This window comes from Paenibacillus sp. FSL H7-0918 (assembly GCF_038007025.1).
In the GTDB taxonomy this organism is placed as follows: domain Bacteria; phylum Bacillota; class Bacilli; order Paenibacillales; family Paenibacillaceae; genus Paenibacillus_AQ; species Paenibacillus_AQ odorifer.
In genome coordinates, this window is sequence record NZ_JBBOWJ010000005.1 from 256,504 (window position 1) to 278,918 (window position 22,415).

Here is a 22,415-nt window from a genome sequence, read left to right on the forward strand (position 1 = left end):
CATCGGCAGCTGCTTATGTAAAGGGGACTATTTATGAGATCCAAAAACTTAGCCACCATGTCACTCGCCTTTATGGCATGTGGGTTTCTGATTACACTGTTTCTACCTGAAAACCTAGCCGTGATTCTACTGAGAGGTGGTTTCGAGGCCGGTTTGGTAGGGGGGATTGCCGACTGGTTCGCGGTAACGGCGCTGTTCCGCCATCCGATGGGGCTACGTATTCCACACACCTCACTACTGCTCAAGAATCGCGATAAGATCATCCAATCACTAATCACCGCGATGGAGACTGAGCTTCTTAACAAGGAAAGCATTGAGAACAAGCTGCGTAAGTTTGGCTTTATATCAATGGGCTCCAAGCTACTAACAAAGTTCTTTAGTAAAAAGAAGGCAAGAGTACAAATATTGGAGCAGCTTGGCGAATTCGTGTCTCGTCTTCCGGTAGAGAAGGCCGTACCGTTTCTGCAAAAGGCAGCCTCCGAATATGTTCGTGAAGCTGAGCTTGGCGTTGCGGCTGATAAAATAGTTACTAAGTTAATGAATGACGGTAAAGATGTAGCTGCTCTGGACTATGCGCTGGAAGGGGTATCTACTTGGAGCGGACGTCCTGAAACGAAGGCTATGCTGGGCAAGATTGCCAGCGAGAAATTAGCTGAAGTGAAGCTAGGCGGACTTAAAGGTATGGCTTTTCAGGCTTTTGTCGGGTTTATGGATGCAGATATGCTTGGTGAAATGCTGCAAGGTATGTTGCAGTCCGGTATCCGCGATTTTCGGGAAGAGGATAGCCCATACCGTGAAGAGATTATCCGCGAGATTCGAGTGGCCCTGTTCCAGATTGTTAATGACGAGGCTAGACTGGCTTCATTAAAAGAATGGGCAATAAATGAGCTTGAAGGCGAAGCAGCAACCGCATTTCTGCATACGCAATTGGAGAACATTCGCAGCAAAGCAATTTCCCTATTGGAGGAAGATCGGGCGGCTGGCGGACGCAAGCTGTTCACGCTCTATACCCTGCTTGTACGTCGTATTGGCAAGGAACAAGAATGGATCAGCAGCTGGGAAGAGCGGATTCGCGCTTCGCTAATTGCCTTTGTAGAGGCTAACCACTACAGAATAGGTCTTTTGGTAAAAGAGAATCTGGACAGCATGGATGACGCTAGTCTAGTGAATATGCTGGAAGATAAAGTGGGTAAAGATCTGCAATGGATTCGTGTGAACGGAGCTTTATGCGGGTTTGTCGTAGGGCTTGTGCTTACAGTTATTCAATTGATTTGAATGAAACTTACTATTTATTGTAAAATAAGGAAAAAAGAAAAGCAGCGATTCTCCCGTGAGGGAGGATCGCTGCTTTTTGTTGTGGCTCATGGCCTGTCTGCATCGTGGAGTAATAATCCTCCTCTGAGGCTTATGGACCGATATGACGTTATTTGTTAGTTCTTGGCTCTTGGAACATGCTTGCGGACTCCACTGGCGTTATTCCTATGGATGACGTTCATATGGGGCATTTTTCATGCCAATAGGGGTTATAGGGTCCTTAGCATTGCAAATGAGGGATAAAGCTGCGTTTGGGGTCAGCTGTGTCCGATAGCTACCTTGTATGCGCATATGTTACCTAATTCATTCGGAGATTGGTGTTTAGCTCAAGCAAGCTCCAAAAAGAAAGGGACCCAGCAGCCAGTTGATGGCTTAGGAGGCCCCTACTTTGGGTGAGTCTACAATTGCATTCCATCTGCAAGAGTTCTGTACCCTTGCTGTGGTGTTGCAGAAGCTTGATACAGCTGTTCTAAATGGTTTGCGGTTCGCTGCCAATTGAAGGCTTCAAGCGCATCTGCTCTCCCTTGTGATCCGATGGTAACTGCCAATTGTGGATGGCGGGCTATCCGCAGCAAATGCCGGGCAAAGGGTAAAGCCTCGCGATATCGTTCTACCAGATAACCGTTATGGCCAGAGGCGACAATCTCTCGGATGCCCCCATTATTAGAAGCGATAACAGGTAGACCGGAGGCCATAGCTTCTACATTAACAAGGCCGAAGGATTCATGATTCTGGGAAGGGCATACAAAGCAGTCTGCCGCCTGATAAAGGGTGTGTATATTCTCATGAGCCACATTTCCTAGAAAAGTAACAGACACTCTCAGCCGCCGTGCAAGGAGCTTCAACTGCCGTATGTACGACGGTTTGCCTTTGCCGGCTATGACCAGATGAGCGGGGAGGTGTTTGTTTAAATGCGACATAGCACGTATTAATATAGGCACCCCTTTGCGGGGGATAACCCGACCAACGAACAAAACGGTAAAGGTCTGCGGGAGTCTGTAGAAACTACGAAGCTGTTGTTTTTCAGATATCTGCACAGGGGTAAACCGGTCAAGATCAGCTCCCAATAAGACAATATGAATCCCTGTGGTCAGTTTCGGGAAGCGGCGATCCAATCTTCGCTGTAAGGAGTGGCTGTTGGCAATGATCAGATCCGCTTTTGCCAAGGCATTGGCCACTTTATCTGTACCCGGTGTGAAGGTAAGCGAGTGCAGGAACAGAAATACCGGGATATGAGGAAGCTGCTTCTTTACAGCAGACATAAGATGGGGGCGATTATCAACCTGAATGATGTCAAAGGATTCTTTCTGAATGTATTCTAATACCGAAGTAAGATAATGGGCTGGGGTGCTTGCAGGCAATCGGATAATTCTGACCTGCTCCAATATAGTGGCAGCAGGTAGTCCAGGTACCTTCCGACTTACAATGGTTACCTTATGTCTCTCCGCCAGTCTTCTGGCAATGGCCCAAATGCAGATTTCTACAGAACCGTCTCCCGGAACTGGGAACTGCTCCGGTGCAATGATACAAATGTGCATGGTTCACGCCTCCTTTTATCCGCTAATGGATATCCTCTTCCACCATATGCAACACAGTAAACAGTAGATACATCCGAAAGCGGAGAGGGCGTTTCACTCATGCCATTTGTACAGTTGCAGCATAAAATACTAAGGCTTACTAAGGCCGTGATTATTTTTTGAGGGACAGGGGAGAGGACAGTTGGGAAAGAAGTTAAAGTCTGCATTGACCAGCAAATGGATTAAAACCAAGGTGCTCATGCGAAGCGCTGAAATTTCACCGTTGATTCCCGAAACGATAAAATTCAGTAAAGTCAATCTGAAAGCTATGCTGCTGAAATATGGAATGGTTTATGTTAAACCGGAATACGGTACCTATGGCAATGGTGTGATGAAGGTTGAGCAGAGTAGAGAGGCTCATGGAACAGAATATAAGTACCAAAGTGGAACAAGACTCAAAACCTTTAGAACCTTCGACGCCTTCCATTTATCTTTAAAGAAAGCAACGCGTGGACGTAGTTACCTGATCCAGAGAGGAATAGTTTTGCTAAAGCACGGGAAACACCGCTTTGATATCCGTGTGATGGTCCAGCTCAGCCCGCAGGGCAAATGGGAAACTACCGGTCTGATCGGTCGGGTAGCTGAGAAAGGTAAGATTGTTACCAACTATCATAGCGGCGGCAAACTAACTGCTATGGAAAAGCTGCTGTCTCCTTATCTGAACGAAGCTCAGCAAGCGCAAATGCTTAAGATCCTGAGAAAGCTAGGAGAAGATACCGGACGTTTCTACCATAAGAAATATCCTGGGTTTAGACAGATTGGTGTCGATGTAGGATTGGATAGATCCATGACGCCTTGGATTATTGAAGTGAATACTAGTCCGGACCCGTATATTTTTAAACATCTTTCTGATAAAAGCATGTACCGCAAAGTAATGGCTTACCGCAGAGCGAATGAGAAGAAAAAGTCCGTTAAATGATCTGTTTCCTCGTATTTGCAATGACAGCAGAAATCTTTTGTTCTAATTCTATGATTTTTTGCTTGTGTGTTGCGATTTGGCGGTAACCGGAGACGAGTGAGGACAGAGACTGAGTGGTTAATGTAAGGTTTTGCTTGCGAATCGCTGCTTTGAAGTCACTCCAATCTGCGGAAATCCGTTTATTCAATGAGGTGACTACGCTTTTGTTTGATTTAATTGAGACCTGTGGACTATCAATGCCAGACAAGGTTTTGCGGGCATAGGTTATCTTTCGGGTACGTGTCTGTTTCGCTGCATTCAACTGATTCTGTCTGTCGCTAATTTCTTTGCGTGCCAACTGAACCAGGATCTTCATAGCATCACCTTGGGCTTGTAATACGGTATTCAACGTCTTGTTTTTAAGACCCTTGGCGATCTTGATACGCTTATTAAGCGCATTGTACTGGTCGAATAAGGGCTGATAGTGCTGTTTGCAGCTCTTAACGGTAGCCTCCAGTTGAGCTACGGTTTCTAAATCAATCTCTTTAATTTGCTTACGTACTGCAATCAGTGTTTGCTCATTATTATAGTGAAGGGTTCGGATCTGCTCCTCACGATTATTGTATTGCATCTTTAAAGTAGATAAATCATTGTACAGATTAGTCATCTTTATCCTTGTAGGACCGTCGGCAGTCGCAGCTGTTAGATCAAAAGCCGCTTGAATAGAGGGTGTTAATTCAGTCGTTGCTGCAGCAAAAGCTTCCGTTGATGTGCTTAACGATAGCAGGATCACCAGTAGTAGTAAGGGGAATGACTTTAGTGCGTTCATTAATTCGCTCCTCCTTTTGTCCGTATCCCTGAAGACAACAAAAAAGCACCCGTAGCAAAGGCAAAAGCCTTTATTACGGGTGCTTCCATCGTAATAGGTCACGAACGATATATTTATTCTTAAATATAAGTTGTTTATTTGCTAGCGTCAATAATTTAAATTTAAATATTTCCAATTTAAAATAATGCGCTAGACATTTCTTTCCCCAGTTCTCTTATCGTATACTGACATAAGAAGGTATGAGAGCTTTAGCACTAGCAACAAAGGAGGTCTGGCTTAAATGGGCAGCTCGGTAGAATTTAACGCAATTCTGGATCATGCATTTATGAGGTCTCCAGAAGGAATGGCCGTACTGTTTTCGAATAACGGCGATTTCAACTGGATAAAAGTCAATCCGGCTTTTTGCAATCTACTTGGCTTTACGGAGGCCGAGTTTCTTGCCGGGGCTCTTTTTACAGAATCGGAAAATAGAGAGGCACATTCAAAAGAGCTCTCCTATAGATTAGTAATGGACGAGCTTCAGAAATCGCCAGCGGGCAGCTGGAAGAAGGAACATTGTTTTTTAAACAAAGAAGGTCAACCCGTTTGCCTGTCTCTCATGTTCTCTGGATTAGGAGCAGAAGAAGGACAAGCCCCTTCGTATATTATAGTATACGCCGAGGATATTACGGAACTAAAGATCGCAGCTCAGGAAACGGTGGATCATCGGGATCAGCAGCAGCAAATGGAAGAACAAATTCGTCAAAGTGAACGCAATTATAGATTGATGTCTGAGAATTCGCTGGATTTAATCTCGCGTCATGCGGTCAAAGACAGTGTTTTCTTATATTGTTCTTCGGCTAGCCGTACCCTGCTTGGTTATGAACCTGAAGAGATGGTTGGGACAAGCGCCTATAATTATCTTCACCCCGATGATCTAGTTATGATGCAAGGTTTAATGGAGCAGAGCCGCAGCTCTGGCGTTATTCCGGCTGTAGCTTACCGCTACCGCCATAAGAATGGCACCTATGTCTGGTTCGAGTCGAGCAGTCGTTATACCTATGATGATGAGGGAAATGTCTTGGAGATTATAGCGATTGGGCGGGAAATTACGGAGCGCAAGCAGTTCGAGTTCAAGCTTAAGGAGAGCGAGCAACGGTATAAATCATTGTTTGAATACAATCCATCTGCTGTGTACTCTATGAATTTGCATGGAGACTATTTGACTGCCAATGCGAATTTGGAGAAGTTGACCGGGTATTCGCTGGAGGAACTGATCGGAATGTACTTTGGCCCCATTGTGCATGAGAAGGACATAGAGAAGACGTTGTATCATTTTAACTTAGCCGCCCAGGGTTATCCTCAAAGCTATGATCTAACGCTTATTCATAAAGACGGACACTTTGTAGAAATTAATACTACCAATATTCCGATCATTGTAGATGACCAAGTAGTGGGTGTGTATGGGATTTCCCGTGATATTACAGAGCGCATCCGTTATACAGAACAAATTGAGAAGCTTAGCAATGAGTATACCCTTATTTTAAATGCGGTTTCAGAAGGCATCTTTGGACTCGATATGGAGGAGAAGGTGACGTTCATTAACCCTGCAGGTTTGCAAATGCTGGACTATGAACATGATGAAATTATGGGCCATCCTTATTTGGATCATATTCAGCAAATAGCGCTTGATGGGAGCCATTATCGGCCGCAGGAATCTCCACTGATGAAGGCTATTAAGTCAGGTGTATCTTATCAGAGTAAAGATGCGGTCTTGTGGCGTAAGGACGGTTCTAGCTTTCTTGCGGAATACCAGGTAACCCCTCTGTTTGATAAAGGGGAGCCGAAGGGTGTTGTTGTAGTGTTTCGGGACATCACGGATGAGAAGGAAATCATTCGGGCGAAGGAATCCGCAGAAAAAGCAGACCAGGCTAAGTCTGAGTTCTTAGCTATTATGAGCCATGAAATCCGTACGCCGATGAACGGAATTGTAGGGATGACGGATCTCCTGGCGGAGACGGAGCTTGATGAAGAACAGCTTGGATATACTGACATTATTAAGGAGAGCAGCAGCTCGCTCCTATCTATTTTGAATGAAATACTGGATTACAGCAAAATTGAAGCCGGAAAAATGATGATTGTAAATGAGCCCGTGCAGCTTCAAGCCGTATTGGACAGCGTAATCGATCTATTTACAGCTAAGGCTTTGGAGAAAAATATTCAGTTATCATGCAGCATGGCATCTGGAGTCCCGCCACTGATTATGGGCGATGCCGGGCGGTTGCGTCAGATATTGGTCAATCTGGTCAGCAATGCAATCAAGTTTACAGATCGGGGCAGTATCAGTATTTACGTAGAGCAGAAGCTGTCCGCAGATCAAAAGAAATTAACTTTGAAATTTAATGTTAGGGATACGGGGATTGGCATTCCTCTAGAGAAGCAGCATCGGCTGTTTCAGTCCTTTTATCAGCTGCATTCCTCGTTTAATCGCAAATATGGCGGGACAGGATTGGGGCTGGCGATTTGTAAAAAGCTCGTTGAGCTGATGGGCGGAGCTATCGCTGTAGAGAGCAGTGAAGGAGAGGGCTCTAATTTCTATTTCACGCTGCAGATTAATCCTGATAGTAAAGCTGAGATAAATGTGGAAGATACAGTGCAGACAGAAGAACGGGAGACAACAATGGAAGGGGCAGCAGCTGCAGAAGGAGAATTGGATGCCGGTGCAAATGTAATTCTACTTCCGGAGGCAACTCCACATTGTACTCCTAAGTCTAGCCCTTTAAGAGGGGATCTATCCGAATGAAGCATGGACAGCCTCGGATTAGCAAGAAACTGCCTGCGGAGCCATATACACAGTGGGAGGTTGGGGTCGAATCCCCGTCCTCTGCATGTGGCCCAGCTACGATGGCAGCGTTAGCGGAGTATTGGAACAACCATTTAGGAGCGGACTTTATTCGGGGCAAAGGTCATTTTCCTTCCAAAGCCGCTCATATTAATTACATATACAGCCATCACGGTGGAAGACCTTGGGGGATGAGTGTGCGCCGTTTTACCAAAGGACTGAAGAACTATATCCATTCAGTGATTTTACCTAAGGATCAGCAAAAGTTACTTATTACTACGTTTAATGATTTTGAAGTATATAAAACAGAAATTGATGCCGGCCGGCCTGTGGCTGTTAAATTTGATAAGTGGTTTCGTCTGCGGTGGAGAGGTAAGTTTACTTACGACTACCATTGGGTACTAGGTATAGGATATGAGGGATTTGAGGACGGAGAGCGTGCTACCCTGATTGTCCACGATAATGGTGTGCGGTACAAGGACGGTAGAGTCACTCTAGGGAAAGAACGGCGTATTCCGTATTTTGCGAATAAAGACATTATTACGATGGTCGGGCTAGATATTGCAGATGCATCGAGGTAGAGGGATTGTCCTGACAAAATAGCTTGAAAAATTTGAGTCCAAACGTTTGCACTACTTAGACGATCATACTATAATCCAGTTAATAACTGGAAAAGGGGATAGGTGCTTTGTCCGTACAAAGGGAAATGAAGGAACCCATTTATTATGGGGATCCTGCGGCTACTAGAGGGATTTCCGTGTTTGCTCAGGAGTTTGATCAGTTATTCAGCTATGATGGGGACGATCTTGGCCTAACGTACTCACCGGGGAGTTCAGCTTTTTGTTTATGGGCGCCCACCGCTCAAGAAGCGGAGCTGGTACTCTATAATTCATGGCAGGGAGCAGCAGAGTGTAAGTATTCTATGGTCCGTGATGTCCGGGGAACGTGGAGAATTACAGTTGACGGTGATTTAGATGGCAAGTTCTATACCTACCGAGTACGTCTTGGAGAACAGTGGAATGAGGCGGTTGATCCTTATGCACGTGCTGTAGGAGTGAACGGTGATAGGGGAGCTATTTTAGATTTACGCAAAACAGATCCGGAACGGTGGACGGAAGATAAGCCACCCTTGGATGATCCTGTGGATGCCATCATTTATGAGCTTCATTTGCGTGACTTATCCATTCATCCAGCAAGCGGTATGACCCATAAAGGACAATATCTTGCTTTGGCGGAAGAAGGAACCCGCGGACCGGAGGGTATTCTCACTGGACTCGATCATATCGCGAACCTCGGTGTAACCCATGTGCAGCTATTGCCTGTCTATGATTATTCTACAGAGAGTGTAGATGAGACGAGGCTGGATGAACCGCATTATAACTGGGGTTATGATCCGAAGAATTATAATGTGCCAGAAGGCTCCTATGCTACAGATCCATATGTGCCTGGACTGCGTATCCGGGAACTAAAAACAATGATTCAAGCACTTCATGATCGGGGTCTCCGCGTCATTATGGATGTGGTTTACAACCATGTGTACGATGGCTATCGTGTGAATTTCACCAAGCTGGTTCCCGGCTATTATTTGCGTTACAAGCAAGACGGAAGCCTGTCGGATGGCTCTGGCTGCGGGAATGACGTGGCTTCAGAACGCTTGATGATGTCCAGCTTCATCGTGGAATCCGTAGTTTATTGGGCCAAAGAATACCATATCGATGGTTTTCGTTTTGACCTGATGGGCTTGATTGACCTCGACACGATGGAGGAAATCCGGCGTCGTCTGGATGGGATTGACCCGTCCATCATGACGATTGGTGAAGGTTGGATGATGGGGACGGAGTTGCCGATGGAGCGGCTCGCTCATCAGAAGAATGCTGCGCTTCTGCCGGGAATCGGACATTTTAATGATGATTTCCGGGATGCCATTAAAGGGAATATTTTTCTGCATGATCAACCGGGTTTCATCAGCGGAATGATGGGACTGGAGCTTGCGATAAAGGCAGGGGTCGCGGGAGGCATTGCTTATGCCCCAGGCATTGGACAATTTGCCGTGGAGCCTCAGCAAACCGTCAATTATGTGGAATGTCATGATAATCATACGTTATGGGATAAAATATTACTGTCCACACAAGGGCAGACGGACAAACAGCGCCAATCTATGCATAGGTTAGCTTCTGCGATAGTGTTCATGAGTCAGGGAATCCCCTTTGTCCATGCGGGTCAGGAATTTATGCGCACGAAAAACGGGGTAGAGAACAGCTATAAATCCTCGGTGAAGATCAACCAATTGGATTGGGAACTGTGCGCTGCTCATCAAGATGATGTGGTTTATCTGAAGCAGCTAATTGCCTTGCGTAAAGCACATCCGGCTTTCCGTATGCGAACGGCAGATGACATTCGGAATCATCTAGTATTTGAAAAAGCACCGGTAAGTTCGGTAGCGTATACATTGCGTGGCCATGCTGGAGGCGATGCGGCGAAGCATATCTATGTGCTTTTTAATGCTAATGTAGAACAGACGGCTTTGGTTCTGCCACAGCTTGGTGCATGGAAAACAATTTTTGGAGCCGATCTTGCGCAGAATCTGACGGGTAATAAGCTAACTGTAAGCGGGATTGGAATGGTAGTGCTGACGGTGGACTAGATGTTTTTTTACAGATAATTCTTCAAAAGCATGCGGAGTATTGTGCTCAATGAGTACAGTGCGCTGTGTGCTTTTTTTGCGTGGAACTTTCTTTTGAATGGATGCTCTTATTTTACATAAAAAGGTGACATTACTCATTTTCGTTAAAGATATGGGGTGCTAATATTAAGGCATTTACTTTGGCGCTTTAGAGTGGCATAACAGCAGAAAGTGACAGAGAGTACTTTTCTTTGGTAGAGAGGATGAAAGAGATGGGGAAAGCAACCGGATTTTTAGAGTTTGAACGACAGACACCCTCCGAGTGTGAGGCATTGGAGCGAATTAAGAATTGGAATGAATTCTCGATACCTATGGATGAAGAAAAGCTGCGCGAGCAAGGGGCGCGTTGTATGGATTGCGGTACGCCATTTTGTCATGTAGGACGTCTGTTGTCTGGTATGGCTTCCGGCTGCCCTTTGCACAACTTGATTCCTGAATGGAACGATATGGTCTATCGGGGAAATTGGGAGATAGCGCTGAAACGTCTGCATAAGACTAACAACTTTCCTGAATTTACAGGCCGTGTCTGTCCCGCTCCTTGCGAAGGCTCTTGTACGGTAGGGATGAATGGCAAACCTGTCACCATTAAATCTATTGAGAAGTCGATTGTAGATAGAGGTTTTGCAGAAGGCTGGATTGTGCCTGAGCCGCCGCTTCATCGCACGGGTAAAAAGGTAGCTGTAGTGGGTTCAGGTCCGGCAGGGCTTGCCTGTGCGGCACAGCTTAATAAGGCTGGACATACGGTGAATGTGTATGAACGGGCGGACCGGATTGGCGGTCTGCTTACCTATGGTATTCCCAACATGAAGCTGGATAAAAAGACTGTACAGCGCCGGGTGGATCTGCTTGCAGCTGAGGGCATTACCTTCGTAACTCGAACAGAGATCGGCCGAGATCTCCCTGCATCACAGCTCAAGGCAGAGCATGACGCTGTAGTACTGTGTGGTGGATCTACACAGGCACGTGATCTGCCGATAGAAGGACGCGATCTGCGTGGGATTCATCAAGCTATGGAGTTTTTAACGCTGAATACAAAGAGCCTACTGGATTCAGGGCTTGCCGATGGGGAATATTTATCAGCAGCAGGTAAGGATGTAGTTGTAATCGGCGGTGGGGATACTGGAACAGACTGTGTAGCCACTTCGATCCGTCACGGCTGCCGCAGTGTGACTCAGCTTGAGATTATGCCACAGGCGCCGCTGACACGTCAGTCTAACAATCCTTGGCCGGAATGGCCAAAGGTGCTTAAAGTGGACTATGGTCAGCAGGAGGCCGCTTCACTGTATCAAGAAGATCCGCGCCGTTATCTGGTTTCGACGAAACGGTTTGTCGGCGATGAGGGCGGGCAAGTGCAGGAGCTGCGTACAGTGCGTATTGAATGGACTCGTAATGAACAGGGACGAATGGTACCGGTCGAAGTGCCGGGCAGTGAGGAGACCCTGCAAGCGCAGCTGGTATTACTGGCTTTGGGATTCACAGGACCCGAAGAAACTATACTGGGCGAGCTTGGGGTGGAACGCGATGAGCGGGGGAACGCCAAAGCAGAGTTCGGAGTACAAGTAACCAATGTAGAAGGTGTGTTCACAGCAGGCGATATGCGGCGCGGGCAAAGCCTTGTAGTCTGGGCTATTGACGAAGGGCGTCAGACTGCGCGCGAAGTAGACCGCTTTTTGATGGGATCCTCGAATTTGCCGTGAGTGTTAAGATGTAGCGAACAGGGCGTTCCTTTGGGAACGTCCGCTTTGCGTTGTGGTATGTTCAAGGTTAAGATTATTGTCTAAGCGCATATTTAATTAAGTTAAGTTGAAAAGGAGAATACATGATGAAGTTAATGTTTATTTCCGACATTCACGGATCTTTATTTTGGCTGGAACGGGCTTTGGAAAAGGTAGAAGAAGAGCAGCCGGACAGTCTTATTATTCTAGGAGACTTTTTATATCATGGTCCAAGAAATCCGCTGCCGAAGGAATATAACCCACAAGAGGTTGCTAATAAGCTTAATGCATATAACAAAAACAAGCCTATAACCGCAGTACGTGGAAACTGTGACGCCGAGGTAGACCAAATGCTGCTGGAATTCCCGATGATGGGCGATTATATAATGCTTTTGCACGAAGGCAGACGGATTTACGCTACACATGGTCATGGCTTTAGCATTGAGCATTTGCCGGCGCTTTCCGAGAAGGATATTTTTATTCAGGGACATACCCATATACCAGTTGCCGATGTAAAAGAGGGAGTGTATGTGCTGAATCCCGGCTCCATATCGCTGCCTAAAGAGAATAATCCGAATTCCTATGCTGTTCTAGAGGGCGGGGAATTTATCGTTAAGGATTTTGAAGGCAATGTGGTAAAAAAGATTACCGTATAGTGAGAGGGATCGTTTAAAGGAACTCCTGAAGATTGAGAGATTGAATAAGGGAGACAATGCCAAAGGACAACATTACCAATCCGGATAGTTTGTTGAACATGAGCTGTTTCGACCGTCCTAACATTATGTTGGTTCTGAACAAAGCAGTGCTCCCTGTCAAACCCATCCACCATAATGCGGAACCCAGAAAGACGCCACTAACTAGAAACGGCATATTGGAGCTGCTATGAGACAGAAGGACGCCAGATGCCGAACTGGTCATGCGGCCGTTGCTTTTCAGTAATTCCAAGATTTGAAGATCGATGTCATCCATTGCAACCCACTCCTTTAAGCTAATTATATAAAATCCATTAGAAATGAAAATGGAATCACTAAAATAAGTAAAATTATTAAATGATATCCTGATTTATATTAAAATAATTAAATTTAGCTTCGTTGTTACGGATGAAAACTTAAATTTTTTAACTGTAAAATGGGGACTGCGAACAAAAAAATTCCTTCCAACATTATTAATGTCCCAGGGAATTGAGCACTAGAACATATTATTGTATGATGAGGAAGGAGTTTTAAGGGTAGGACTGGCTCCAAATATATTAGTAAAGGTAGTTAACACATGAATCCTAAAGATTTGAACTATACAATGCCACCGGAATGGGGCAAGCATGAACGTACTTTTATCTCCTGGCCGGTGCAGGAATCTATGTGTTTCCCGGATAACCACGAGTCAGTGTGCCAAGGTTATGCTGACATTATCACAGCCATCGCCGAGTTTGAACCAATCACGGTCATTGTGAACCCGGAGGATGTGGAGCGGGTAGAGCATTTGGTCGGCGGACCGAATGTAACGCTGCTGCCTATTGCGCATAGCGATGCTTGGCTGCGTGATAACGGACCTACCTTTATTGTTAATAAAGAAGGACAAATGGCAGGTGTGAACTGGAAGTTTAATGCTTGGGGCGGTAAATATTCACCTTGGGATTTGGATGACGAAGTGGCTCCGCAGATTCTGGAGCATGCGCAGATCACCCGTTTTGATGCACCGCTTGTGATGGAGGGTGGCTCGATTCATACGGATGGAGAAGGCACTTTGCTTACTACAGAAGAGTGTCTGCTTAACCTAAACCGCAACCCGGAGCTGAAGCGCGAAGAGATCGAAGAGTACGTGCGGAACTATACAGGTACAGAAGCTATTATCTGGCTGAGACGTGGCCTTAGTGGCGATGAAACCGATGGTCATGTTGATAATATTGCTTGTTTTGCTGCACCAGGCAAAGTTATTATCCAGGTCTCTGAGGACCCGCAGGATGAGAACTATGAGATTACGCAAGAGAATCTGCGTATTCTGGAGAACGCTACAGATGCCAAAGGGCGTAAGCTGGAGATTATCAAGATTCAGCAGCCACCACGGGTCGATCATGACGGCAGTCGTCTGACGCTCAGTTATTTGAACTTTTATTTCGTGAACGGTGGAATTATATTGCCTGTGTTTGGCGGCACCGCGACAGAAACGGATACACTTGCTGAGAAAGTGCTGGCTGGTTTGTTCCCGGATCGCAAGATTCGTACAGTTAACGGAATGGCCGTTATCACCGAAGGCGGAAATGTCCACTGCACTACGCAGCAAATGCCTGCACAGCAATAATTTGAAGGAAAACTAAACGTCCAAAGGGACATTTATATACAAGGAGGACAGATACTTGAGAAATGTAAAAGTAGCTGCGACACAAATGAGTTGTTCCAGCAATATTGAGGAGAATATCAGCAAAGCCGAGACATTGGTCAGAGAAGCGGCAGCACAGGGTGCGCAAATTATTTTGCTGCAGGAGCTGTTTGAGACTCCGTATTTCTGTCAAAAAGAGAAAGCTGATTATTACGCATACGCAACAGAGCTTGAGCATAACAAGGCGATTAATCATTTCAAAGCAGTAGCCAAGGAGCTGCAAGTGGTACTGCCGATTAGTTTTTATGAGAAAAAGAATTACGCGCGTTACAACTCACTTGCTGTAATTGATGCTGATGGAACGGTGCTGGGCAAATACCGCAAGAGTCATATTCCAGATGGCCCAGGTTATGAAGAGAAGTTCTACTTTAATCCGGGAGATACTGGCTTTAAGGTATGGAACACTCGTTATGCCAAGATTGGTGTAGGCATCTGCTGGGATCAATGGTATCCAGAGGCGGCTAGAGTAATGAGCCTGATGGGAGCAGAAATTCTGTTCTATCCAACGGCTATTGGGTCTGAACCGCAGGATGGATCGATCGATTCCAAGGATCATTGGCAGACCTGTATGCTTGGACATGCAGCTGCGAATCTTATTCCAGTCGTGGCTTCCAACCGTATTGGTGAGGAAATTGATGAGGATTCGAGCATTAATTTCTACGGTTCATCGTTCATTGCAGGTCCTCAGGGCAATAAAATCGTTGAGGCTGGACGTGAGGAGCAAACCGTGCTGGTAAGCGAATTCGATCTGGATGCTTTGGAAGTTGGCCGGATCGAGTGGGGAATCTTCCGTGACCGCCGGCCGGATCTGTATAAATTGATCGGTTCTTATGATGGAGATATCACACTTTAATAGGTTTAAAGTTAAATATGCTAAAGGCATTGCTAGAGAGAATAGAATCTCTGGCAGTGCCTTTTTCTGTTTGATGGTATTTTTTTTGAGAGTGATGTACGCATAAAATGTATAAAATAATAATATTGTGTTATATAACCTTACATTATTTAGAAAAGTTAATTGTCATGAATCCTTTAATCTGTTAAAATCTCTTTAAGTTATTTCCAAAAATAGGGGGAATGGGGATATGAAAATAAAAGGTCGTGTTTTAATGTCAGTTTTTATATCATTTGTGGTGGTTGCATTGGTAGGTTGTGGAGCAAATAACAGTAAAGCTGGTAACGAATCCTCAGCGGAGAAAATTAAGTTTGCCAGTGATGCCAGCTACGCTCCTATGGAGTATATGGACACGGATAAAATCAAAGGATTCGACATCGATTTCATTAAGGCAGTTATGGAAGAAGCGGGAATAGACTATGGCGTAACGAACACAGGCTGGGAAACGATGCTGCAAAGTGTGAAGCAGGGAACGGAGTATCAAGCAGGGCTATCTTCAGTATCGATTACGGATGAACGTAAAGAAACCTATGACTATTCCATCCCTTATTTCGAATCTACCAATATGATTATGGTTAAAGAAGGCAGCGACATCAAAAACGCACTTGACCTTAAAGATAAAGTAGTTGCAATACAAGGGGCCACAACTGCAGATGACCTGATGAGCGGAATAATGGGTGTCGACAACCCTAACTTGAAACGTTTTGACAGCAATGCGGTGGCATTGATGGAACTGAATGGCGGCGGAGCCGATGCGGTTGTAGCGGATATTGCCATTGTACGTGAGTACATGAAAAACAATCCTAAGCAGAAGCTGGTGGGGATTGTAGACACGGAGAATTTCGGAGCGGAATATTACGGCATTCTTTACCCTAAGGGCAGTGAGTTAAAAGCGAAACTGGATCCGGCTATTAAGAAGGTATTGGAAAACGGAAAGTACGCGGAAATCTACAAAACTTGGTTCGGCGAAGAACCTAACCTGGATAGCTTATTGAACGCAAAATAAGGAAAAAACCTAATAAGCATGCGTAATGATAGCTATTGCGCATGCTTATTTTTTTAAAGAGAGATGACATAAAGAAGAGAAGGGGAGAGTCCTATGGATTTTAGAATGGACATTATCATTCATTATTTGCCCGTCCTTTTAAAAGGGACACTGCTGACTATCGGTATTTCTGTAGTTTCTATTTTATTTGGCTCTATTTTGGGACTGGGGATCGGATTTGGCAAAATGGCCCCAAAATGGTATTTGCGCTGGCCTTTTCATTCATATATCAATTTTTTTCGAGGAACACCACTGTATGTGCAGATTCTGATTGTTCACTTTGGAGTGATTCCCCCGCTTTACGGCAAAACCAATGCTCTAATTACTGCGTTTGTTGCTCTGTCGCTTAATTCGGCTGCTTATTCGGCTGAGATTTTTCGGGCAGGCATTCAGTCGGTTGATCGTGGGCAACGGGAAGCGGCTATTTCACTGGGGATGACTAGTCGGCAAGCGATGAGATTTATTATTTTACCGCAAGCGATCAAACGGATGGTTCCGGCTTTTGGTAACGAGTTTATTGTGCTTGTGAAAGACTCCTCTCTTCTGGCTTTGGTGGCTGCACCGGAAATAATGTATTGGACTAACACGATGAAAGGGCAATATTTGCGGATATGGGAGCCTTATTTGACAGCGGCACTTATTTATTTCATTCTTACCTATTCTCTTAGCAAGCTGCTGAATTACGTTGAACGGAGGCTGAAATAGGATGGAGCCTATGATTTCAGTACGGAACTTACATAAATCATTTGGAACAAATACGGTGCTGGCCGACATAAGTATCGATATTTTCAGTCAGGAGGTAGTGGTGGTTATTGGACCGTCCGGATCGGGTAAATCCACCTTTTTGCGTTGCCTTAATTTACTGGAGCAGCCGCAGGCCGGCGAGATTGTAATTGAAGGCACTTCTTTGATGGCGGCGAGTACGAAGATTAACGATATCCGTACAGAGCTTGGGATGGTGTTTCAGCAGTTTAATCTATTTCCTCATATGAGGGTTATAGAAAACATTATGCTGGCGCCGGTTCAGGTGCGTAAATGGTCTCCGGATAAAGCGCGGCAAAAAGCGCTGGAGCTGCTGCGAAAAGTAGGTCTAAGTGAAAAAGCAGAGATGTATCCAGCCTCATTGTCTGGGGGTCAGGCTCAGCGGGTAGCGATTGCAAGGGCGCTGGCTATGGAGCCCCAAATTATGCTCTTTGACGAACCAACCTCAGCGCTTGACCCGGAGATGGTGGGGGAAGTGCTGGCGGTGATGAAGGAACTGGCCCGTGAGGGGATGACGATGGTCGTGGTGACACATGAAATGGGCTTTGCGCGTGAGGTGGGGGATCGGGTGCTGTTCATGGAACAAGGTGAGATTGTGGAAGAAGGAAGTCCGGAGCAGCTGTTCGGAAATCCTATGCAAGAACGGACACGATCCTTTCTATCAAAGGTGCTGTAATTTAGTGGAAAGTAGAATCTTGTTATTTTATCAGGTATATTAGAAGAGTAACGGTTAATTCAGGGATTTATATGCAAAATCTGTCGGAACGTGGAGAGGAGGCTCTGGGGATATCTTTTGTTATCATAATCTTGCAGTGATAGAGGGAGAAATACGATGAGCACATTTAAAAACTGGTTAAACACAACCAAAAACGGACTAACAGATCAAGTGAAAAAATTCAAAAATAAAGACTTCATGAACGCGATAGTTGCAGGCTGCGCTTTGGTTGCTGCGGCTGACGGTAAAATAGAAGATGCAGAGAAGAATAAAATGGTCGGCTATATAAATCTAAGTAATGAATTGAAGGTATTTGACATGAGAGATGTCATTGCTCAATTCAACCATTATGTTAGTAACTTCGAGTTCTCTCCGGAAATAGGGAAACAAGAGGCTTTGAAAGCGATCGCTAAGTTTAGCGGCAAACCAGAAGCGGGCCGTCTGATCGTGGGCGTATGCTCGGCAATTGGATCAGCTGATGGTGATTTTGATGATTATGAAAAAGCAGTTGTGCGGAATATTTGTGGCGTCTTAGGATTAAACCCTAGCGAATTCAGTTTATAAATTAGGTGAAGTCATAGATAAAAGTTCGTTGAAACGTAATTTATTCTTTATCGTATCACTGATATAACACCTAAAAGCTAGACTAACAGATAATGATTTTTATCGGAAACGGAGGTACGTTGATTTGGCTGGAATTAATCTGGTAAAAGGTCAAAAGATTGATTTGACTAAAGGTAATGCGGGCTTGTCCAATGTAATTGTGGGCTTAGGCTGGGATCCAATTGAAGCCTCGCGGGGATTCTTTGGAGTCAAGAAACAGGCGAATGTCGACTGTGATGCCTCAGCACTGCTATTAAATGAGGATGGTAAACTAACTAAGAAGGGTAACCTGATCTGCTTCCACAACAAGCAAAGTCCTTGCAACTCGGTCATTCATTCCGGAGATAATCTGACGGGTGAAGGCGACGGAGATGACGAGCAAATCATGGTTAATTTGAAAGCCATTCCTGCCGATGTTCACAAGGTTCTGGTTGTCGTTAACATTTACGATGCGGTGAATCGCAAACAGGATTTTGGAATGATCAAATCAGCGTATATTCGGGTAATAAATGCTGCCGGGAATAGTGAGTTGATTAAATTCAACTTGTCAGACAACTACACAGGTTTTACGGCACTTATTTGTGGAGAGCTTTATCGCCAAGGTGGAGAATGGAAGTTCGCTGCAATTGGTGAAGGCAGCCACGCCGCTCATATCAATCAACTTGCAGAACGCTACGTATAATCCAAATATAAGAAAAGAGGTATGTAATCATGGCAATTAATCTATCCAAAGGTCAAAAAATCGATTTAACGAAAACAAACCCAGGTCTATCCAAAATCACAGTAGGTCTTGGTTGGGACACTAATAAATATGACGGCGGAAAAGATTTCGATTTGGACGTATCCGTCTTTTTGACCAATGCTAGTGGTAAAGTTGATAAAGAAACCAACTTCATCTTCTTCAATAACAAGCAAAATGAGAATGCTTCTGTTGTTCATACCGGAGATAACCGTACAGGTGAAGGCGATGGTGATGATGAGCAGGTTCAAGTGGATCTTCAGAACATCCCTGCTGATGTAGACAAAGTAGCTTTTACTATTACAATTTATGATGCTGAAGCAAGAAGCCAAAACTTTGGACAAGTCTCCCGTTCCTACGTACGTATCGTAAACGATCTGAACAATGAAGAATTGATTCGTTTCGACCTCGGTGAGGATTTCTCTATTGAAACTGGTGTCGTTGTAGGCGAATTGTATCGTAACGGTGCAGAATGGAAGTTCAATGCTATCGGCAGTGGCTACAAAGACGGCTTGAGCGGTTTGACTCGCGACTACGGCCTGCAATAAATTTCATTCTGCATGCTAAAGATGAATTGAATTCATAAATGAAAGAAGGTTTTGTCAGTGACGATCAGTCTCTCTAAAGGACAACGGATTGATCTTACCAAGACTAATCCGGGTTTGACGAAGGTAGTAGTAGGATTGGGCTGGGATACTAATAAGTATAGCGGCGGCCAAGATTTTGACCTTGATGCCTCAGCCTTTTTACTGCATGAAGATGGTAAGGCCAAGGGCTCCGATGATTTTGTATTCTACAACAATCCTTCGGGTGGCGCAGGTTCCTTGACTCATACGGGGGATAACCGTACAGGTGAGGGTGACGGAGATGACGAGCAGATTGTTGTTGATTTCAGCAAAATCCCTGCTCATATTCAGCGCATCGGAATAACGGTAACGATCTATGATTATGAAACTCGGGCACAAAACTTTGGACAGGTTTCCAATGCTTTTGTACGTGTAGTAGATGCGTCTAATGATCGTGAAGTGCTTCGCTTCGATTTAGGTGAAGACTTTTCAACTGAAACAGCTGTTGTATTCTGTGAGTTCTACCGCAATGGTTCGGATTGGAAGTTCCAGGCGATTGGAAGTGGCTTTGCCGGCGGTCTAAGCGCTTTATGCAGAAACTATGGACTGGACGCGCAATAACATCCAAGTGGGCGGGGTCATTACCGATCCTGCCCTTTTTATAAATATTTAGAGCAGTACAGACTCCACTTTGTGGGGTTCTTTTTTACAAAATTATTAGTTGGTTTACTCCATTTATAAAGGTGGCGTAAGAATGAGTGTTAACGTAGTCAAAGGGCAAAAAGCTGATCTGACCAAAGGCAATGCTGGACTTCATTCTATAATCGTAGAGATCGGCTGGAATGCTCCAGCTGCTCTGGAGATTGATAGCTCTGCTTTCCTGCTTGGATCAGAGGGTAAAGTAAGTAAAGACGAGGATTTAATATTTTATAATAATCCAGCCACATCGTATATTAGGTATAAGGATGTGCCAGGATTCAATGACCGCAAGCAATTCGAAGTTCAATTGGATAAGATTCCTTCCGATGTGATGAAGATTGCCTTTACGCTTACCATTTATGATGGGGAGAAAAGGGGTCAAAGTTTTGGGCAAGTTAGTCAGGCCTATTTTCGGATTCTCAATCAAGTGACAGGTGCGGAACTGCTCCGATGTGATCTCGACAATCTTTTCTCCGTGGAAACGGCCATTGTGGTAGGGGAATTATATAGATATAACAGTGAATGGAAGTTCAGTGCCATTGCAGCGGGGTTTGCCGGAGGTTTGAAAGAGATATGCAGCAACTTCGGTATTGAAGCGAATGAGGAGCCTGCTCCTGCTGCTCCACAGCCGGAGGTTAAGCCGCAGATTCCACCACAAATCTTCGCAACGCCGCCTGCGCAGCCAGTGAAACGTGAAGAAAGCTCTCCACCCACACCTCCGCCTTCGCCAATGAATCTCAACTTGAAGAAAATCGAGCTGAAGAAAAAAGGCGATTCCATCAATTTGAAAAAATCAGCCAGTGGTAATTTAGGGGAAGTGTTGATTAATCTCAACTGGAACCAGAAGCAGGGCGGACTCTTTAGTCGTAAAAATGGCGTAGATCTAGATCTTGCTTGTCTGTATGAACTGAAGAATGGCAGTAAAGGAGTGGTACAAGCGTTGGGCAATGCCTTTGGCTCATTGAATCAACCTCCTTATGTCATGCTTGATGGGGATGATCGGACAGGCTCCGTAACTACTGGTGAGAATTTGCGTATAAATGGTATCAAAATTTCCGAGATTGAACGCATTCTAGTGTTTTCCTTTATTTATAAAGGGGTAACCAACTGGTCGGAGGCCGATGGGGTTGTCACCATCAAACAAGGCGGAGGACCTGATATCATTGTAAATTTGGACGAGCATAACAACCGTAAAGGGATGTGTGCCATTGCGTTATTCCGGAATGTAAGCAATGAAACATTTAGTGTTGAACGGCTGGTGCAATATTACAGTGGTCATCGTGAGATGGATGAAGCCTATGGCTGGGGGCTGCGCTGGGTTGCGGGCAGCAAATAATCGATTTTACCGGAGGCGCAAAGTGTAATGGATTGGTTCGCAGATTTTTTTAGAAATATTAGTGAGAATTACGGGCATTTTTTCTCATGGAGTGATGTAGTAGGTACACTCTCTGATCCTGTGAGCTGGGGGATTATCGGGAGCTTAATTCTACTAGAAGGTTTGCTCTCTGCAGATAATGCGCTTGTGCTTGCCGTTATGGTTAAGCATCTACCTAAGGAGCAGCAGAAAAAGGCGCTTTTCTACGGTATCTTAGGGGCTTATTTGTTCAGATTCCTGGCCATTGGACTAGGGACATTTCTTATTAAGTTTACTTTGGTTAAGGTTCTTGGTGCACTGTATCTCTTTTATATCGCATATAAAGGTTTATTTAAAGGTAGTGGCGAAGAGCATACGGAGAATAAAGGCACTTCTTTTTGGAAGACGGTTCTCCTTGTTGAATTAATGGATATTGCTTTCAGTATTGACAGTGTTATTGCAGCATTTGGACTTAGCGATCAGGTTTGGGTTCTCTTTATGGGTGGTATCTTAGGGGTTCTGATGATGCGCGGAGTGGCGCAGGTATTCTTGAAGCTTATTGATAAATTCCCTGAATTGGAACAGGCAGCGTTCCTGCTTATCGCCATTATTGCGGGTAAGATGCTAGCGGGTGCTTTTGGTTTTGAATTGCCGCATGTCGTATTCTTTACAATCCTTATAGCGGTATTCGTGGGTACGATCCTCTATAGTGCTAGACGTAAGAAAAAAGATGCCCATAAAAGAGCATGATTAAAAAAGTAATTGCACCATAGAGAAGTCGGAGCCGATCATGCAAGAATAGAAACGCCTGCTTCTTTCAGGTAATC

Annotated in this window: 21 protein-coding genes; 18 read left to right on the forward strand and 3 right to left on the reverse strand. The window is 44.9% G+C overall.

Annotated elements, in window-relative coordinates:
- Positions 1-33 precede the first annotated feature (33 nt).
- The gene (locus MHI15_RS28580) at positions 34-1,275 is read left to right on the forward strand and encodes a DUF445 domain-containing protein (RefSeq protein ID WP_076282373.1); all 1,242 of its coding nucleotides are present in this window, start codon (positions 34-36) and stop codon (positions 1,273-1,275) included.
- Positions 1,276-1,712: 437 nt separating this feature from the next.
- Here the strand turns inward: MHI15_RS28580 and MHI15_RS28585 are convergent, their stop codons facing one another.
- The gene (locus MHI15_RS28585; RefSeq protein ID WP_076282372.1) at positions 1,713-2,852 is read right to left on the reverse strand and encodes a glycosyltransferase family 4 protein; all 1,140 of its coding nucleotides are present in this window, start codon (positions 2,850-2,852) and stop codon (positions 1,713-1,715) included.
- Positions 2,853-3,033: 181 nt separating this feature from the next.
- Between MHI15_RS28585 and MHI15_RS28590 the strand changes: the two genes are divergently transcribed.
- Positions 3,034-3,810, forward strand: a complete 777-nt coding sequence (locus MHI15_RS28590; protein WP_232061115.1) for a YheC/YheD family protein — start codon at positions 3,034-3,036, stop codon at positions 3,808-3,810.
- Here MHI15_RS28590 and MHI15_RS28595 read toward each other — a convergent pair.
- Positions 3,803-4,618, reverse strand: coding sequence for a hypothetical protein (locus tag MHI15_RS28595; protein ID WP_076220534.1), 816 nt, complete (start codon positions 4,616-4,618; stop codon positions 3,803-3,805). The genes MHI15_RS28590 and MHI15_RS28595 overlap by 8 nt on opposite strands.
- Positions 4,619-4,898: 280 nt before the next feature.
- Here MHI15_RS28595 and MHI15_RS28600 point away from each other — a divergent pair, with 280 nt between their 5' ends.
- The 5 genes from MHI15_RS28600 to yfcE all read left to right on the forward strand — a co-directional run bounded on the left by MHI15_RS28600 (position 4,899) and on the right by yfcE (position 12,493).
- Complete coding sequence (locus tag MHI15_RS28600) at positions 4,899-7,400, forward strand: PAS domain S-box protein (protein ID WP_340393232.1); 2,502 nt, start codon at positions 4,899-4,901, stop codon at positions 7,398-7,400.
- Positions 7,397-8,020: a C39 family peptidase gene (locus MHI15_RS28605; RefSeq protein ID WP_341165171.1), complete on the forward strand. Its 624-nt coding sequence runs from the start codon at positions 7,397-7,399 to the stop codon at positions 8,018-8,020. Before MHI15_RS28600 ends, MHI15_RS28605 begins: the two co-directional genes overlap by 4 nt.
- 107 nt (positions 8,021-8,127) lie before the next feature.
- Entirely contained in the window at positions 8,128-10,083 is a 1,956-nt protein-coding gene (gene pulA / locus MHI15_RS28610) for a type I pullulanase (protein ID WP_341165172.1), read from the forward strand.
- 251 nt (positions 10,084-10,334) lie between these two features.
- Complete coding sequence (locus MHI15_RS28615; RefSeq protein ID WP_341165173.1) at positions 10,335-11,819, forward strand: glutamate synthase subunit beta; 1,485 nt, start codon at positions 10,335-10,337, stop codon at positions 11,817-11,819.
- A gap of 125 nt (positions 11,820-11,944) precedes the next feature.
- On the forward strand, positions 11,945-12,493 hold the full coding sequence (gene yfcE, locus MHI15_RS28620; RefSeq protein ID WP_076185584.1) for a phosphodiesterase: 549 nt from the start codon (positions 11,945-11,947) through the stop codon (positions 12,491-12,493).
- Between the two features lie 13 nt (positions 12,494-12,506).
- On the opposite strand, the gene MHI15_RS28625 is transcribed toward yfcE, so the two are convergent.
- Complete coding sequence (locus MHI15_RS28625) at positions 12,507-12,806, reverse strand: hypothetical protein (RefSeq protein ID WP_341165174.1); 300 nt, start codon at positions 12,804-12,806, stop codon at positions 12,507-12,509.
- Between the two features lie 300 nt (positions 12,807-13,106).
- On the opposite strand from MHI15_RS28625, the gene MHI15_RS28630 reads away from it, so the two are divergent.
- The 11 genes from MHI15_RS28630 (at position 13,107) to MHI15_RS28680 (ending at position 22,338) form a co-directional block, all read left to right on the forward strand.
- Entirely contained in the window at positions 13,107-14,135 is a 1,029-nt protein-coding gene (locus tag MHI15_RS28630; protein WP_076124703.1) for an agmatine deiminase family protein, read from the forward strand.
- Positions 14,136-14,190: 55 nt separating this feature from the next.
- Positions 14,191-15,066: an N-carbamoylputrescine amidase gene (aguB, locus tag MHI15_RS28635; protein WP_076124702.1), complete on the forward strand. Its 876-nt coding sequence runs from the start codon at positions 14,191-14,193 to the stop codon at positions 15,064-15,066.
- Between the two features lie 229 nt (positions 15,067-15,295).
- Positions 15,296-16,111, forward strand: coding sequence for a transporter substrate-binding domain-containing protein (locus MHI15_RS28640; RefSeq protein WP_340394854.1), 816 nt, complete (start codon positions 15,296-15,298; stop codon positions 16,109-16,111).
- Between the two features lie 93 nt (positions 16,112-16,204).
- Positions 16,205-16,855 (forward strand): amino acid ABC transporter permease, encoded by a 651-nt coding sequence (locus tag MHI15_RS28645; RefSeq protein ID WP_076124698.1) that lies wholly within the window; start codon positions 16,205-16,207, stop codon positions 16,853-16,855.
- Positions 16,856-16,865: 10 nt separating this feature from the next.
- On the forward strand, positions 16,866-17,588 hold the full coding sequence (locus tag MHI15_RS28650; protein ID WP_076220274.1) for an amino acid ABC transporter ATP-binding protein: 723 nt from the start codon (positions 16,866-16,868) through the stop codon (positions 17,586-17,588).
- Positions 17,589-17,744: 156 nt separating this feature from the next.
- Complete coding sequence (locus MHI15_RS28655; protein WP_076185595.1) at positions 17,745-18,191, forward strand: tellurite resistance TerB family protein; 447 nt, start codon at positions 17,745-17,747, stop codon at positions 18,189-18,191.
- Positions 18,192-18,315: 124 nt separating this feature from the next.
- Positions 18,316-18,912: a TerD family protein gene (locus tag MHI15_RS28660; protein ID WP_076124695.1), complete on the forward strand. Its 597-nt coding sequence runs from the start codon at positions 18,316-18,318 to the stop codon at positions 18,910-18,912.
- Positions 18,913-18,941: 29 nt separating this feature from the next.
- Positions 18,942-19,517, forward strand: coding sequence for a TerD family protein (locus tag MHI15_RS28665; protein WP_036687420.1), 576 nt, complete (start codon positions 18,942-18,944; stop codon positions 19,515-19,517).
- A gap of 57 nt (positions 19,518-19,574) precedes the next feature.
- Positions 19,575-20,156, forward strand: a complete 582-nt coding sequence (locus MHI15_RS28670; RefSeq protein ID WP_341165175.1) for a TerD family protein — start codon at positions 19,575-19,577, stop codon at positions 20,154-20,156.
- 133 nt (positions 20,157-20,289) lie between these two features.
- Positions 20,290-21,570, forward strand: coding sequence for a TerD family protein (locus MHI15_RS28675; protein WP_340394855.1), 1,281 nt, complete (start codon positions 20,290-20,292; stop codon positions 21,568-21,570).
- A gap of 27 nt (positions 21,571-21,597) precedes the next feature.
- Positions 21,598-22,338, forward strand: coding sequence for a TerC family protein (locus MHI15_RS28680; protein WP_341165176.1), 741 nt, complete (start codon positions 21,598-21,600; stop codon positions 22,336-22,338).
- Positions 22,339-22,415: the final 77 nt, after the last annotated feature.